The organism is Phyllobacterium sp. CCNWLW183, from assembly GCF_037203775.1.
Lineage (GTDB): Bacteria > Pseudomonadota > Alphaproteobacteria > Rhizobiales > Rhizobiaceae > Phyllobacterium > Phyllobacterium ifriqiyense.
In genome coordinates this window covers 304,486-319,431 of sequence record NZ_JBBCBN010000002.1, presented here as the reverse complement: position 1 = coordinate 319,431, position 14,946 = coordinate 304,486, and the positions used below count along the sequence as shown (strand labels likewise).

The 14,946-nt window shown below is 54.1% G+C and carries 16 protein-coding genes; 10 read left to right on the top strand and 6 right to left on the bottom strand.

The annotated features are described in order from the left end of the window. Positions 1 to 188: 188 nt before the first annotated feature. Positions 189 to 1,001 carry an aspartyl/asparaginyl beta-hydroxylase domain-containing protein gene (locus V9K95_RS07340; protein ID WP_336440304.1) on the top strand — a complete coding sequence of 271 codons (813 nt, stop codon included), beginning with the start codon at positions 189 to 191 and terminating at the stop codon, positions 999 to 1,001. 73 nt (positions 1,002 to 1,074) lie between these two features. Here V9K95_RS07340 and pheT read toward each other — a convergent pair whose 3' ends face one another. The 6 genes from pheT to infC form a co-directional block, all read right to left on the bottom strand. Continuing rightward, a complete protein-coding gene (pheT, locus tag V9K95_RS07335; RefSeq protein ID WP_336440305.1) occupies positions 1,075 to 3,489 on the bottom strand; it encodes a phenylalanine--tRNA ligase subunit beta in 2,415 nt (804 codons plus the stop codon). 64 nt (positions 3,490 to 3,553) lie between these two features. Continuing rightward, positions 3,554 to 4,636 carry a phenylalanine--tRNA ligase subunit alpha gene (gene pheS, locus V9K95_RS07330; RefSeq protein WP_336440306.1) on the bottom strand — a complete coding sequence of 361 codons (1,083 nt, stop codon included), beginning with the start codon at positions 4,634 to 4,636 and terminating at the stop codon, positions 3,554 to 3,556. Between the two features lie 153 nt (positions 4,637 to 4,789). After that, positions 4,790 to 5,191: a 50S ribosomal protein L20 gene (gene rplT, locus V9K95_RS07325; RefSeq protein ID WP_008127401.1), complete on the bottom strand. Its 402-nt coding sequence runs from the start codon at positions 5,189 to 5,191 to the stop codon at positions 4,790 to 4,792. 41 nt (positions 5,192 to 5,232) lie between these two features. Continuing rightward, positions 5,233 to 5,433 (bottom strand): 50S ribosomal protein L35, encoded by a 201-nt coding sequence (gene rpmI, locus V9K95_RS07320; protein ID WP_008127399.1) that lies wholly within the window; start codon positions 5,431 to 5,433, stop codon positions 5,233 to 5,235. A gap of 193 nt (positions 5,434 to 5,626) precedes the next feature. Next, positions 5,627 to 6,244 carry a methyltransferase family protein gene (locus V9K95_RS07315; RefSeq protein ID WP_307286297.1) on the bottom strand — a complete coding sequence of 206 codons (618 nt, stop codon included), beginning with the start codon at positions 6,242 to 6,244 and terminating at the stop codon, positions 5,627 to 5,629. Positions 6,245 to 6,334: 90 nt separating this feature from the next. Beyond that, positions 6,335 to 6,871: a translation initiation factor IF-3 gene (gene infC, locus V9K95_RS07310; protein WP_040855885.1), complete on the bottom strand. Its 537-nt coding sequence runs from the start codon at positions 6,869 to 6,871 to the stop codon at positions 6,335 to 6,337. A gap of 214 nt (positions 6,872 to 7,085) precedes the next feature. Here infC and V9K95_RS07305 point away from each other — a divergent pair, with 214 nt between their 5' ends. The 9 genes from V9K95_RS07305 to accD all read left to right on the top strand — a co-directional run bounded on the left by V9K95_RS07305 (position 7,086) and on the right by accD (position 14,921). Next, positions 7,086 to 7,877, top strand: coding sequence for an alpha/beta hydrolase (locus V9K95_RS07305; protein ID WP_336440307.1), 792 nt, complete (start codon positions 7,086 to 7,088; stop codon positions 7,875 to 7,877). 11 nt (positions 7,878 to 7,888) lie between these two features. Next, positions 7,889 to 9,034: a benzoate/H(+) symporter BenE family transporter gene (locus tag V9K95_RS07300; RefSeq protein ID WP_336440308.1), complete on the top strand. Its 1,146-nt coding sequence runs from the start codon at positions 7,889 to 7,891 to the stop codon at positions 9,032 to 9,034. A gap of 115 nt (positions 9,035 to 9,149) precedes the next feature. After that, on the top strand, positions 9,150 to 9,599 hold the full coding sequence (locus V9K95_RS07295; protein ID WP_115054540.1) for a DUF2852 domain-containing protein: 450 nt from the start codon (positions 9,150 to 9,152) through the stop codon (positions 9,597 to 9,599). A gap of 109 nt (positions 9,600 to 9,708) precedes the next feature. Next, positions 9,709 to 10,479 (top strand): M48 family metallopeptidase, encoded by a 771-nt coding sequence (locus V9K95_RS07290; protein WP_336440309.1) that lies wholly within the window; start codon positions 9,709 to 9,711, stop codon positions 10,477 to 10,479. Beyond that, complete coding sequence (locus V9K95_RS07285; RefSeq protein ID WP_336440310.1) at positions 10,479 to 11,120, top strand: YdcF family protein; 642 nt, start codon at positions 10,479 to 10,481, stop codon at positions 11,118 to 11,120. Before V9K95_RS07290 ends, V9K95_RS07285 begins: the two co-directional genes overlap by 1 nt. A gap of 69 nt (positions 11,121 to 11,189) precedes the next feature. After that, positions 11,190 to 11,849, top strand: a complete 660-nt coding sequence (locus tag V9K95_RS07280; RefSeq protein WP_307281574.1) for a phosphoribosylanthranilate isomerase — start codon at positions 11,190 to 11,192, stop codon at positions 11,847 to 11,849. Next, complete coding sequence (gene trpB / locus V9K95_RS07275; protein WP_370878747.1) at positions 11,846 to 13,114, top strand: tryptophan synthase subunit beta; 1,269 nt, start codon at positions 11,846 to 11,848, stop codon at positions 13,112 to 13,114. The genes V9K95_RS07280 and trpB overlap by 4 nt, the downstream gene beginning before the upstream one ends. A 2-nt stretch (positions 13,115 to 13,116) precedes the next feature. Further along, the gene (trpA, locus tag V9K95_RS07270; protein ID WP_115054535.1) at positions 13,117 to 13,956 is read left to right on the top strand and encodes a tryptophan synthase subunit alpha; all 840 of its coding nucleotides are present in this window, start codon (positions 13,117 to 13,119) and stop codon (positions 13,954 to 13,956) included. 44 nt (positions 13,957 to 14,000) lie between these two features. Further along, positions 14,001 to 14,921 (top strand): acetyl-CoA carboxylase, carboxyltransferase subunit beta, encoded by a 921-nt coding sequence (accD, locus tag V9K95_RS07265; RefSeq protein ID WP_115054534.1) that lies wholly within the window; start codon positions 14,001 to 14,003, stop codon positions 14,919 to 14,921. Positions 14,922 to 14,946: the final 25 nt, after the last annotated feature.

The window sequence follows — 14,946 nt, the reverse complement described above, 5'->3', positions numbered from 1 at the left end:
AGCGAACCAGCCGCTCGTCTGCCTTAGTCTTGCCAGAAACCGGCCGCACTCATATTCGCCGCCGCTGTTCTGTTTCGCTTTGGAGTCAGCGCGCAATATACAAAAATTTATTGTCCTGTTTGTCCCCAACACACGCCAGCCACCCCTGTATATTCATCGATGGTCGGGCCTTCAAAAGCTGGAATATCATGGAAAAATCCACCAGAAAGTCACTTCGGCGCTGGATTGCCGGAATCGTAATTCTCACCTTTCTCGCCTTCTTCATTCCTTATCTCGAATTTTTCTATCTCGCCTGCGGTCTCTATGATCTGGCCCGTAACAAGAACCTGAAACTCCAGGTCGTCGAACAATATTTCTTTGGCAATGGACTGTTCACCTGGCTGCTATCGCCCTTGAACATCCTGCTCGATATTCTTTCTTTGCCCTACAGGAACAAGGGCGTTTACAAATTGCAGGATCTTCCGCCAGCCTATCAGGCGGAAGTGAAGCGCCTGATCACCGCGACACAGAAGGAAAACATTATAGGACAATTGCAGCAGCGGGCAGAACAGCAAGGCCGCAGCATGTTCTTCTTCAAATGGTATGGCAAAGACCAGCCAAGCTTTGCCAATGTCCCTTCATTTTATGAGCATTATGACTTCGTGAAGACGATTGGCGTTTCTGTGTTCAACAAGAAGAACTCGACTTCAAAGCATTTCGGCCCGATCCGGGCAACAATCCGCGTGCTTTACAATATCAACGATATGAATGACCGGACTGCCTATATCTGGTGCGGCGATACCACCAGCTATTGGAAGGATGACAAGCTGTTTATTTTTGATGACACGTTGATGCATCAATCCGTCAACCAGACCAATCAGACGCGCTATTGCCTATTTGTCGATATATTGCGCCCGTCATACATGCCGGGTTTTTTTGCCGCGATCGTCACATTCATGGGTGTGATCCTGAAAGGCAGCAACTCGATATTCTACAAGAACTGGAAGGTGATCCAGAAATAGTATCAGCAGGGTAAGAGAGGGGGGTGATTTGCCCCCTCTCTCACAATTTCTCTCCCCCGATGGGGAGCAAGGCTTACCCGCGCAATACGCCGCCTGTCTGCTTGGCAACGCTTTCGACCACGCGCTTGGTCAGCGCGTCGAGATCCTCATCGTTCAAGGTGCGCTCCTGTGGTTGGATCGCCACTTCAATAGCCACGGACTTCTTGTCCTCGCCCAGCGAAGCGCCCTCGAACAGATCAAATACCTGCACGCCGACAATCAACTTCTTGTCGCTGCTCAATGCCGCACGGACAATGGTGCCAGCTTCGACAGATTTGTCGACGACGAAAGCAAAATCGCGCCGTAGAAGCTGCAAGTCGGAAAGGTTGAGCGCCGGTTTCGTCCGGGTGGCTTTCTGCTTCGGCTCCGGTATCGCATCAATGAAGATTTCGAAGCCGCAAAGATTGCCGCCGACATCCAGTGTTTCCAGAGTTTTCGGGTGGAATTCGCCGAATGTGCCAAGAATCACTTTTGGACCGAGCTTGATCGTGCCGGACCGACCTGGATGATACCATGCTGGACCGCCTGCCTCGATCTGCAACTTGTCGACGGGTGCACCGCATGCCTCCAGAACCGCAATGGCATCGGCCTTGGCATCGAATACGCCAACGGGCGAAGCATTGCCTGACCAGTGGCGACCAGTTCCCTCGAAACGAGCCGTGCCACGACGAACACCTGCCGCAACGCGGCGCTGGTCATCCGGAGCATTGCCTTCATAAGTGCCGGAAACCTCGAACAATGCGAGATCGTTGAAACCGCGATCCGCATTGCGTTGAGCAGCGGCAAGCAGGCCGGGTAACAAGGAAGGACGCATGTCGGACATATCGGCGGCAATCGGATTGCTCAATTTAAGCTCCGGCTTTCCGCCACCAAAGGCTTTAGCAGCGCTTTCCGAAATGAATGACCATGTGACAGCTTCCATCATACCGCGCGACGCGAGTGCTCGCTTGGCATTGCGCGTGCGGATCTGCAAAGTCGTTAAAATCTTGCCATTGACTGCGGCGTGGCTGACCAGCGGCTGCGGCTCAATCAGATTGATACCGTGAATACGCATGACTTCTTCAACCAGATCGGCCTTGCCATCCACATCCGGGCGCCATGACGGCACCACGACATCAACCAATTCGCCTGTACCCTGAGGCACGAAACCCAGGCGGGACAAGATATCGAGACTGGTCTTGGTCGGCACGTCGATACCAGTCAGGCGCTTGACTTCAGATGCGGGGAACTTGACCGTCTTAGGAGTGTGGCCCTTGTAGCCCACAACCTTGGTTTCAGACGGCGTGCCACCGCAGAACTCAAGAACCAGTTGCGCAGCAAGTTCAACACCCGGGATCATCTGCTCAGGATCAACACCGCGCTCAAAGCGATAGCGGGCATCGGTGATAATACCGAGCGTGCGGCCCGTGCGAGCAACGTTCATCGCGTCCCATAGCGCGGACTCAATGACGACATTGACCGTGTTTTCGTCACAACCGGAGTGCTCGCCGCCCATGACGCCAGCAATGGATTCTACCCCGTTGTCGTCAGCGATAACGACATTCTCCGGGCTCAAAGTATAATCCTTGCCATTGAGACCAAGGATCGTTTCACCGTCGCGGGCGCGGCGGACCGTCAGCTGGCCCTTGACCTTATCCGCATCGAAAACATGCAGCGGGCGGCCACGGTCGAACGTGACGTAATTGGTGATGTCAACCAGCGCATTGATGGGACGCAAGCCAATAGCGATAAGACGTTGCTGCAACCATTTCGGGCTTGTGCCATTCTTGACACCCTTGACGGTGCGCCATGCAAAGCCCGGGCACAGATAGTCTTCGCCTTTAAGATCGAGAGCTACCTCGACCTGCGGCGCGCCTGTGCCTTTTACAGGTTCAATCGCAGGTGTTTTCAGCGTGCCAAGACCAGCGGCAGCCAGATCGCGGGCGATGCCATAGACACTGGTACAATCCGGGCGGTTCGGTGTCAGGTTAATCTCGATGACCGGATCATCAAGGCCAGCATAGGCGGCAAAGCTCGTGCCGACAGGGGCATCAGCAGGCAGATCAATAATGCCATTATGTTCATCGGACATTTCCAGCTCACGCTCGGAGCACATCATACCATGGCTCTCCACGCCCCTGATCTTGCCGACCGAAAGCGTGATATCGATACCCGGCACATAGGCGCCCGGCGCTGCAAAGGCTCCAATCAATCCGGCACGCGCGTTGGGTGCACCGCATACAACCTGAAGCGGCTTGCCATCGCCCGTATCAACGGTGAGCACCTGCAGCTTGTCCGCATCCGGGTGCCGTGAAGCCGTCAGAACCTTGGCGATGACAAATGGCTTAAGCGCTGCCTTGTCGTCGAGAGACTCGACCTCAAGACCGATCATGGTCAGGGTTTCGACGATTTCATCCAGCGAGGCTTGCGTCTCAAGATGATCTTTCAGCCAGGAGAGTGTGAATTTCATGATTTCACTCGTTTCTCAATATTATTCGGGCTAGGCCCGATATCTCGGTCGGTTCTGCCGCGCCTTAAGCGCTCAGACCTCCAAACAGGGTTGGCATGTCGAGCGGACGGAAGCCGTAATGCGACAGCCAGCGTACATCGGCATCGAAGAAGGCGCGAAGATCGGGCATGCCATATTTGAGCATGGCAATGCGATCAATGCCCATGCCCCAGGCAAAGCCCTGATACTCATCCGGGTCCAACCCGCCATGACGCAGTACATTTGGATGCACCATGCCGCAGCCGAGAATCTCCATCCAGTCATTGCCTTCACCGAACTTCACTTCCTTGCCGGAGCGGTCGCACTGGATATCCACTTCCAGCGATGGCTCGGTGAAAGGGAAATAGGACGGACGGAACCGCATCTTCAAGGATGGGACCTCGAAGAAGGTTTTGCAAAATTCTTCAAGCACCCATTTCATATTGGCAACATTGGCCGTCTTGTCGATGACCAGCCCCTCGACCTGATGGAACATGGGCGAGTGGGTGGCATCGGAATCCATCCGGTATGTCTTGCCCGGAATGACAATGCGGATCGGCGGCTTCTGCGCTTCCATGGTACGGATCTGCACAGGGCTCGTGTGGGTACGCAGCACACGCCGGTCATTCTTCTCATCTGGATTGAAGAAAAACGTATCGTGCATTTCGCGAGCCGGATGCCCTTCGGGAAAATTGAGCGCCGTGAAATTATAGTGATCGGTCTCGATATCCGGACCTTCGGCAATAGCGAAACCCATATCGGCGAAGATCGCCGTGATTTCGTCAATGACCTGACTGATCGGATGAATACGACCGCGCTCTGCTGGAGAAGCTCGCAAGGGAAGCGTCACATCAAGCTTTTCCCTGGCAAGACGCTCGGTTATTGCAGCATCCTTGAGCATCGTCTTGCGAGCGCTAAGTGCTTCAGTAATGCGATTCTTCAAGCCGTTGATTGCCGGGCCTTGGCTCTGGCGCTCTTCCGGCGACATGGAACCAAGCGATTTCAGCTTTTCGGAGATAGACCCCTTTTTGCCCAGCGCCGCTACGCGAACGGCCTCAATCGCGGCTTCATCGTTGGCAGCATCGATCTGCGCGGCAAGGGCGCTTTCCAATTGTGTAAGCTCATCCATGGCTTTTCACCTGTTATTCTACAGTGACATGTCGGATGCCGCTTTTTCCTTGCAGAACAGAGCGGCGTTAAAAATCGAAAAACCCGCGCCAGCCGAGCCAGCGCGGGTTTCCCAAACTTAAATTTTCGAATGCTTTGGGAGCGGCGGCTGGACTTAGCGGACAGCGCCTTCAAAAGCGTTCGGTGTGGTATCTTTAAGATATTCGAGCGCCTTCTTGGCAGAAGCCACGATTGCACCGAATGCTTCAGGCTCGTGGATCGCGAGATCCGAAAGAACCTTACGGTCAACTTCGATGCCCGACTTTGTCAGACCATCGATGAAGCGGCTATATGTCAAACCATGCTCACGCACAGCTGCGTTGATGCGCTGTGTCCAGAGAGCGCGGAATGTGCGCTTCTTGTTCTTGCGATCGCGATAGGCATATTGCTTCGAACGATCGACAGCAGCCTTGGCGGTCTTGATTGTATTCTTGCGGCGACCGCGGAAACCCTCGGCCTGCTTCAGAACTTTTTTATGCTTGGCGTGGGACGTAACGCCCCGTTTTACACGTGCCATGATATGATCTCCTTAACTTAGGATGGATAACGTTGCCCGGATCAGAGACCGTTAGGCAGGAACTTCTTCACGATTTTCGCATCGGCATCAGCAAGAACCATGGTTCCGCGAGCGTCACGAATGAATTTGTTCGAACGTTTGATCATGCCATGGCGTTTGCCAGCGGCGGCGGCTTTGATTTTGCCAGTTCCGGTAATCTTGAACCGTTTCTTGGCAGCAGATTTGGTCTTCATCTTGGGCATTTTGCTACTCCTGATTTATTGAGGCTTGCGTCATTTCAAAGAAACAACCACCTCTTGATTGACTTCAGGCCGACCAAAGCCTGAAAGCATGTAAAACCGCCACGGCATGCCCTGCCGGGCGGTTTGAACGGGTGCTTCTTACCAGAAGACACCAAAAGCGCAACTGTTGAATCGTGCAGCGCTGCTGAATTTATCAATAAAGCCGCAACAAAACCGGCAAAACATGGGTCGATTGCAGATATTCAACAAATTCCAACAAGGGGTATGACACAAAAAATACCAGCCCGTCAGCCAGCGTCTTATACAGCATGGATGCCCTGACGCTCAATAATTCACTTTCCCTATAAATGGATAGATTCGGGAAAAATCGCGGCACAGCGCGTTTATAGGATATGTAGGTCTCGCCAAAATTCCGCTCAAGGTAGCCTTCCTCGGCAAGAATGACAAAGTGGAAGGCCGCATAACAGATGAGGGAAAGAGCCACCCCCACGATCAGACTACCGGTCATCATGCCGATACCCGCAGCGCCCAGCGCAGAAAACACATAAAGCGGGTTCCGGCTGATCGAATAGGGGCCGAGCCGCACAATTTCAGCGCTCTTGCGCCCGCCAATATAGAGCGTGCACCACATTCGCCCGAGAATTGACAGGACGATCATGCCCACGCCGATATCCTCGATATATTCATGCGCCCAATCATCCAGCCATGCCGAACGGATTGTCAAAAGAGCCATGAGGACAAGTGCAGTGATGCCCGCAACAACCAAACGTCTGCGCCGCTGAAAACGCGACATGTCTTTCGGGGAATTCAATGCCATGGGGATGTCATCCATTTGCCAGGCATTATGCCATGAACGGAAAAAGCCGCCCGAAGGCGGCTTTTCAAAGGCAGTAGATCGATTTTAGCGAGGTGCCAGAACCATCATCATCTGGCGGCCTTCAAGCTTGGGCTCGGCTTCCACTTTGGAAATCTCCACGGTGTCTTCCTTGACCTTGTCGAGGAGACGCATGCCGAGTTCCTGGTGGGCCATTTCACGGCCGCGGAAACGCAGTGTTACCTTGACCTTATCGCCTTCTTCAAAGAAACGCTTAATCGCGCGCATTTTCACGTCATAATCATGCGTGTCGATGTTCGGGCGCATCTTGATTTCTTTGATTTCAACTGTCTTCTGCTTCTTGCGAGCTTCCGCAGCCTTTTTCTGGCCCTGGTATTTCAGCTTGCCAAGATCAACGATCTTGCAGACCGGCGGCTCAGCATTTGGCACGATCTCGACAAGGTCGAGTCCCGCCTCGTCGGCCATCGCCAACGCTGCCTGAATCGTTACGATACCGTGGTTTTCACCTTCGGCATCAATGAGCTGTACCTGGGGTACCCGGATATCACGATTGGAACGTGGTCCATCTTTCTGGACCACCTGGGCTCTAAAGGGTCGGCGAATGGCAGTAGTCTCCTTGAATTATTTCGGACCCGCAAATAGCATCACACGGCCTTCGCCGCAATGCTTATGCTGTGCTGGCAGGCACCAATGTTACTATTTTCAGGATAAATCACTCAAATTAGAGATAGGAATATTTCAGTTTTATGCAATGGGGCAGGCTTTATCGTTCTGTTTTCCCATGCAAGAAGAAGAATATCGAGAGTGAGTCCCGCCCATGACACAATCCCCGCCCGAGTTTCTTGAGCTGAACGGAATCAATATTGCCCTGCGAAAGCGTGCCGGAGCCAATCCTGGCATAGTCTGGCTGGGCGGATATCGCTCGGACATGCTCGGTAGCAAAGCAAATTTTCTGGACGAATGGGCCACGGAACACGGGCATGCTTTCCTGCGCCACGATTATTCCGGCCATGGGGAATCGGGCGGCGAATTTCGCGACGGAACCATCTCGCTCTGGCTTGAACAAAGCCTTGCAGTTTTCCGGCAGTTCTCATCGGGCCCGCAAATTATCGTCGGCTCCTCCATGGGCGGCTGGATTGCCCTGCGTCTGCTCGCAGAATTGCAAAGGCTCGGAGAAGGCGGCCGCATTGCCGGTCTGGTGCTGATTGCACCGGCACCGGATTTCACGTCAGAACTGGTGGAGCCAAAACTGACCAATGACCAGCGCCGCCAGATTGCCGACCGCGGTTATATGGAAGAGCCATCCGAATATTCGGACCAATCCTATATCTACACAAAGGCCTTGCTTGAAGATGGCAGGATCAATCAGGTCTTGAAAGGCGTTATCCAGACCGATTGCCCGGTGCACATACTTCAGGGCATGCAGGATGAAGATGTGCCTTATAGCCACGCAATGAAGCTCGTAGACCATCTTCCCGTCGATGATGTAACGATTACGCTTATCCGCGATGGAGATCACCGGCTTTCGCGACCACAGGACCTTGAACTTTTGGGTCGTACCGTGTCTTCAATGGCTGGCAGTATCCAGCCCACTCCCTCTGTTCAATAATCAGGTCCGCCATGCGCTTTTCCGTCATCGCCTCCGCTGTCGTTGCTGCCGTCGTCGGATTTGGCGGAACTTTGGCTCTTGTCATTGCGGCAGCCAACGCCCTGGGCGCTACCCAAGCCGAAACAGCAAGCTGGGTTACGGCAAACTGCCTCGCCATGGTTGCGGCCACGGGCTATCTGAGCTGGCGCTATAAAATGCCGATCATCAGCGCGTGGTCGACGCCGGGCCTTGCACTGATCGGCAGCTCAATCGGCTTTACCATGCCGCAAGCCGTTGGTGCATTTATCGTTACGGCGATCGCCATTATTCTTACGGGGCTAATCAAGCCCATATCCACCTTTGTATCGAAGATCCCTGCATCGATCGCTTCCGGAATGCTGGCGGGCGTGCTCTTTGCCTTTCTGACGGGAGCCGCCCGCACCATCCCTATTGATCCCTTGTTCGTCTTGCCGCTCATTTTGCTGTTTTTCGTCATCAGGCTTTTCAACCCGGCCATGGCGGTGCTTGCGGTTCTTTTCGGCGGCGTGATTTTTGCTTTTCTCAGCGGGCGCGTGGCCAGCGTTCCGGCGATTGAACTATCCACGCTCACGCTTATCATGCCGGTATTTGATATGCAGGCGATGATCGGCCTCGCCTTGCCACTCTACCTTGTGACAATGGCCTCGCAGAATCTGCCGGGATTTGCGGTAATGCGTGCTGCAGGTTACGAGCCGCCTACAGCGGCCGCACTGCAGGTGACAGGGCTCGTATCGCTGCTCACCGCACCCTTTGGAGCGCACACCAGCAACATGGCGGCAATTTCCGCCGCGATATGCACCGGGCCGGATGCTCATCCCGACCCGGCCAAACGCTGGCTGACCGGGCCATTTTATGCATTAAGCTATCTTGTATTTGCAATTTTCGGGGCCTCGCTGGTTGCGCTTTTCGCGGTTCTTCCGGCGCCCTTGATTGCGCTTGTGGCTGGTCTTGCCCTCATTGGCGCATTCGTTAACGCGCTGACTCTGTCGTTGAAAATCGAAGATGAGAGACTGGCGGCAATTGTCACTTTTGCCGTGACTGCATCCGGCATTGCCATTGCCGGTATTGGTGCTGCATTTTGGGCTTTGGTGGCAGGACTACTCGTTGCCGGACTGGAGCACGCAAAGAAACGGGCCTGATTTCAAACTCTTAGAGTAATTGAAATCACGTTTTCTTGAAAAGCCGCAAAGTTTTTCCCATGTCGTTCATAATCGACCAATTGGGGTCGGGGTTCTTAAGAAGGAAGGGCTCAATATGAACAATGCTGCTTTGATCCGGCCGGGCTGGACTCCCGCGACCATCGCTCTGATGATTATCGGGTTCATGTTATTCTGGCCGCTGGGTTTTGCCATGCTCGCCTATATTCTCTGGGGCGATCGCCTTGAGGGTTTCAAGCAGGATGTAAATCGCAAGACTGACAGTTTCTGCGGTGCGTTTCGCCGCAACAAGCGTTCGGCACATTTTGGCCGCGCTCCCTTTGGCACAGGCAATGCTGCTTTCGACGAATGGCGTGACAAGGAATTGGAACGTCTTGAGGAAGAGCGCCGCAAGCTTGACGAAATGCGCGCGGAATTTGAAGACTATGCCAATGAGCTTCGTCGCGCCAAGGATCGCGAAGAATTCGATCGCTTCATGGCAGAACGTAACGCAGTCTCCAAAAAGCCATCTGGCACCGTGCCGGATGTGAATGAAGACCAGCAATAATCCGCTTTGTTAAAATCCAAAAAGCGGCGGCGGAAATTTTTTCGTCGCCGCTTTTGCTTGTCGAAGCACGCACGATGATTTTGCCACCGAATCATTTAATATCATCATCATGATCCTATCCTTCTTTCGGGCTTCACCTCCCAAACCGGTCAAGAAATCAGCCACACTGAGGGCCGAGCGGAGCTATGAAGTTGCGGGCCGAATTTTGCCCTTGCGCGTGGTGGAAAATGCACGGGCGACACGGCTGACCCTGCGCATTGATGCGGGTGGCAAGGGTTTACGCATCACCGTGCCTCCCGGCGTTCCATCACGCGACATCGACAAGTTTCTTGTGCGCCATGAGGGCTGGATTGAAACGCGTATTGCCAAAATGCCGGATCAGCCCAAGGTGCGGCCCGGCGTAAAAATACCCGTGCGCGGTGTGCCGCATCTTATCGTTCACGAGCCGGCGGCGCGTGGAACTGTGCGGCAGGAAAACGGTGCTGAAGGCCCACGCCTCATCGTTTATGGCGACAGACCTCATCTCGCTCGGCGTGTTGGCGACTTTCTCAAGCGTGAAGCCAAGCGCGATCTCGAAATTCTTGTGGCACGGCACACGGCAACGGTTGGGCGGCGTGCCAAAGTCATCCGCATCAAGGACACAAAAAGTCGCTGGGGCTCGTGCACATCCGATGGCACGCTGGCGTTTTCCTGGCGTATCATGATGGCTCCGCCGCCAATTATCGACTATCTGGTCGCGCATGAAGTGGCGCATTTGAAAGAAATGAATCACGGCCCGAAATTCTGGAAGCTGTGCAGCGAGCTTTGCCCCGATACCGAACGCTGCAAGGCTTGGCTGAAGCGCAATGGCGGCTCTCTGCAGGCGATCGATTTCACCTGATGTCTGCTGTTGTTTCACCCGCCATGCTTGAGGCAAGCCGCGTGCTTTGGGATTTTCACCTTGTCTATGATGAGCTTTCCCCGGCAGATTTGATTATCGGGCTTGGCAGTTATGATCTGCGTGTTGCGGATCATTGCGCAAAGCTATTGCATCAAGGTTTGGCCAACCGGATTTTGTTTACCGGAAAATCAGGCAATTGGACGGGTCGGCTTTACCCGACATCGGAGGCAGAAGCCTTTGCCGCGCGCGCCGAGGAGCTTGGTGTTTCCGGCAAAGCAATACTGATCGAGCCCAATGCAACCAATATCGGGGAAAATATCCGCTATGCCCGCGACATGGCGGGCGATGCTACCAAGCGCATTATCATCGTTACAAAACCGCAGACGCAGCGCCGCGCTTTTGCAACGGTTCGGGCGCAATGGCCGAATGTCGAGGCGATGGTAACGGCGCCGCCGACTTCATTCGAGCAGCAGCCTACCAATGCCTATCCCCTGGACAATTTCATCAATGAAATGGTGGGCGACGTGAAGCGCCTGATCGATTATCCCGCCAAGGGCTATCAAATTACGCAATCCATCCCGGCGCATGTCGCGGATGCGTTCGATTTTCTTGTTAAAGCCGGTTACGACAACCATCTATAATTGGTGGCTGCAAAGGCGTTTTGCACCAAAATCCTCGACTTTGACGCATTTTCATGCGAGTTGCGCCCTATGAACCTTGATATCAAAATATGCGGATTGAAAACCGACGATGCAGTTGCTGCAGCGCTGGATGGTGGCGCATCGCATATTGGCTTTATTTTCTTTGCAAAAAGCCCGCGCAATATCGATCCGGTTGAAGCAGGAAGGCTGCGAAAAGCAGCCATTGGCAGGGCAAAGGCAGTTGCCGTGACTGTTGACGCCGATGATGCAACGCTTGATGCGATTGTTGCTGCGATGAAACCGGATTTCCTGCAATTGCACGGGCACGAAACTGTAGAGCGTGTTGCCCAGGTGAAGGCGCGTTTCGGGCTGCCTGTAATCAAGGCTTTTGCCTTACGCGAGCGCGATGATCTTGACCAGATCAAACCTTATGATGGCGTGGCCGATATGTTTCTTTTTGATGCCAAGCCGCCCAAGGGATCTGAGCTTCCGGGCGGAAATGGTGTTTCTTTTGACTGGCAGCTGCTCAGCGCGCTTGACGGGCAGGTTCCATACATGCTTTCCGGCGGGCTGAACGCGGCTAATATTGGCGCGGCGCTGCAAGCGACGAATGCGCGCGGTATTGATATTTCATCGGGTGTGGAGTCCGCTCCGGGCGTTAAAGATGTTAGCCTGATCAAAGAGTTTTTTCAGGCGGTACGCGCCGCTCAAAGCGTGAATGCGGTATGACAGGGAGTATGGTGGTGGACAAGGTGGCGGAACCCAATTCATTTAAAACAGGCCCCGATGAAGAGGGCATGTTCGGTATATTCGGCGGACGATTTGTTGCCGAAACCTTGATGCCGCTCATTCTTGAACTCCAGCAGGCCTATGATGATGCGAAGAACGACCCTTCCTTTAAGGCGGAGCTGCAGGAACTCTCCACCCATTATGCCGGACGGCCTTCAAAGCTCTATTATGCGGAGGGTTTGACCAAACATGTCCGTCAGCTTGCCAAAGATCAGGGTCTTGATGGCGGTGCCAAGATTTACTTCAAGCGCGAAGACCTGAACCATACGGGCAGCCACAAGATCAATAATTGCCTCGGCCAGATTCTTCTGGCCAAGCGCATGGGCAAGACCCGCATCATCGCGGAGACTGGTGCTGGCCAGCACGGTGTCGCTTCGGCTACGGTTTCTGCGCGCTTTGGCCTGCCTTGCGTTGTTTATATGGGCGCGACCGATGTTGAGCGCCAAAAGCCGAATGTCTTCCGCATGAAACTGCTCGGCGCTGAAGTGAAGCCCGTCTCATCGGGCCACGGCACGCTGAAAGATGCGATGAATGAAGCGCTGCGCGACTGGGTTTCGAATGTCGATGACACATATTACCTGATCGGCACTGCGGCGGGTCCGCATCCTTATCCAGAACTTGTGCGCGACTTCCAGTCTGTCATCGGATCGGAAGCGCGCGAGCAGATCCTGGAGCGTGAAGGCCGTCTTCCCGACACGATTATCGCTGCTGTTGGCGGTGGTTCCAACGCAATCGGGTTGTTCCATCCATTCCTTGACGACAAAGGTGTCGAGATCATCGGTATTGAAGCAGGAGGCCGTGGACTGGACGGCGAAGAGCACTGCGCTTCGATGAGCGCTGGCCGCCCGGGCGTGCTACATGGCAATCGCACCTATTTGCTGCAAAATGCCGATGGCCAGATTCTCGATGGCCATTCGGTTTCCGCCGGTCTTGATTATCCCGGCGTCGGTCCCGAGCACTCATGGCTGCGCGACACGGGCCGTGTCTCCTATGTGCCTATCCTCGATGATGAAGCGCTGGACGCTTTCACGCTGACAACGCGCACGGAAGGCATTATTCCTGCGCTGGAATCGGCGCATGCGATTGCCCATGCGGTGAAAATTGCGCCCAAAATGGCGCAGGACAAGATCATGATCGTCAATCTTTCAGGCCGCGGCGACAAGGACGTGCATACTGTCGGCCAATTGCTTGGAATGGATATCTGACAATGGCGACACGTATCGATGCAAAATTCGCGGCTTTGAAGGCTGAAGGCCGTCCGGCACTGGTCACCTATTTCATGGGTGGCGATCCGGACTTTGAAACCTCACTCAGGATCATGAAGGCCTTGCCCGGTTCCGGCTCAGACATTATTGAGCTTGGCGTGCCTTTCTCCGATCCGATGGCCGACGGTCCAGCCATTCAGGCTGCCGGTCTTCGCGCCCTTAAAAAGGGCATGTCGTTGACTAAGACGCTTGATCTGGCGGCGCAGTTCCGGGAAACGGATAATACGACGCCAATCGTCATGATGGGTTACTACAACCCGATCTATATTTATGGCGTTGACCGCTTTCTGAAAGATGCGGTTGCCTCGGGCATTGATGGTCTCATCATCGTTGACCTTCCACCGGAAATGGATGAAGAGCTTTGCATTCCTGCAATCAAGGCCGGTATCAATTTCATCCGTCTTGCCACACCCACGACTGATGAAAAGCGCCTGCCAAAGGTTTTGCAGAATACATCCGGCTTCGTTTACTACGTTTCGATGAATGGCATTACCGGTTCAGCTTTGCCGGACACGACAAGGATTGCCGCAGCCGTTCACCGGATCAAACAGCACACGGATTTGCCTGTCGTGGTTGGTTTCGGCGTCAAGACTGCCGAGCAGGCCAAGGTCATGGGGGCTTCCGCTGACGGCGTTGTGGTCGGTACCGCAATCATAAACGCGGTGGCCAATACGATTAATCCGGATGGTTCGCTGGTAGCCGATCCTGCCGAAGCTGTAGCGACGATGGTTCAGGGCCTGTCGAGCGGCGTACGCGCAGTGCGACTTGCAGCAGCCGAATAGAAGTCTTAAATCAACATTCCGATAGATAAAAAACAGGACCGATCATGAACTGGATCACGAACTACGTCCGGCCGAAAATCAATTCGATGCTTGGACGTCGTGAAATGCCGGAAAACCTCTGGATCAAAGATCCCGAGTCCGGCGAAATGGTCTTTCATACGGATCTGGAAAAGAACCAGTGGGTTGTGCCATCGTCCGGCCACCACATGCGTATTCCAGCCAAGGATCGTCTGAAGTTCTTCTTCGACAATGGCGTTTACGAAACATTGGAACAGCCGAAGGTTGCGACCGATCCGCTGAAATTCCGCGATGAGAAACGCTATGTCGACCGCCTGAAGGAGCACCGCTCCAAGACCGGACAGGAAGATACAATCATCAATGCGCTTGGCACGATTGAAGGCCTGCCTGTTGTCGTAACCATCCACGACTTCAACTTTATTGGCGGCTCGCTCGGCATGGCAGCCGGTGAAGCCATTATCAAAGGCTTCGAAACTGCTATCGCCCAGAAGAAGCCGCTCGTTCTCTTCGCTGCATCTGGCGGCGCGCGCATGCAGGAAGGCATTCTTTCGCTGATGCAATTGCCGCGCACGACAGTAGCGGTGGAAATGCTGAAAGAAGCAGGTCTGCCCTATATTGTTGTTCTTACCAACCCCACGACAGGCGGCGTTACTGCTTCCTACGCCATGCTTGGCGATATTCACATTGCCGAGCCTGGTGCGCTCATCGGATTTGCCGGACAGCGCGTCATCGAGCAGACTGTTCGTGAAAAACTGCCAGAAGGCTTTCAGCGTGCAGAATATCTCAAGACGCATGGCATGGTTGATATGGTTGTTCCGCGCACGGAGCTGAAAACGACAATCGCACGACTTTTGAAGATGTTGATGGGCGAACCGGCAACGGAGAAAGTTGTTGAGCCGGAAGCGGAAACGCCAGCAGTTCCGGCAATAGCTGAAGCGCAATCTTGACGGGTTTCGGTTTATTGGAAACCGC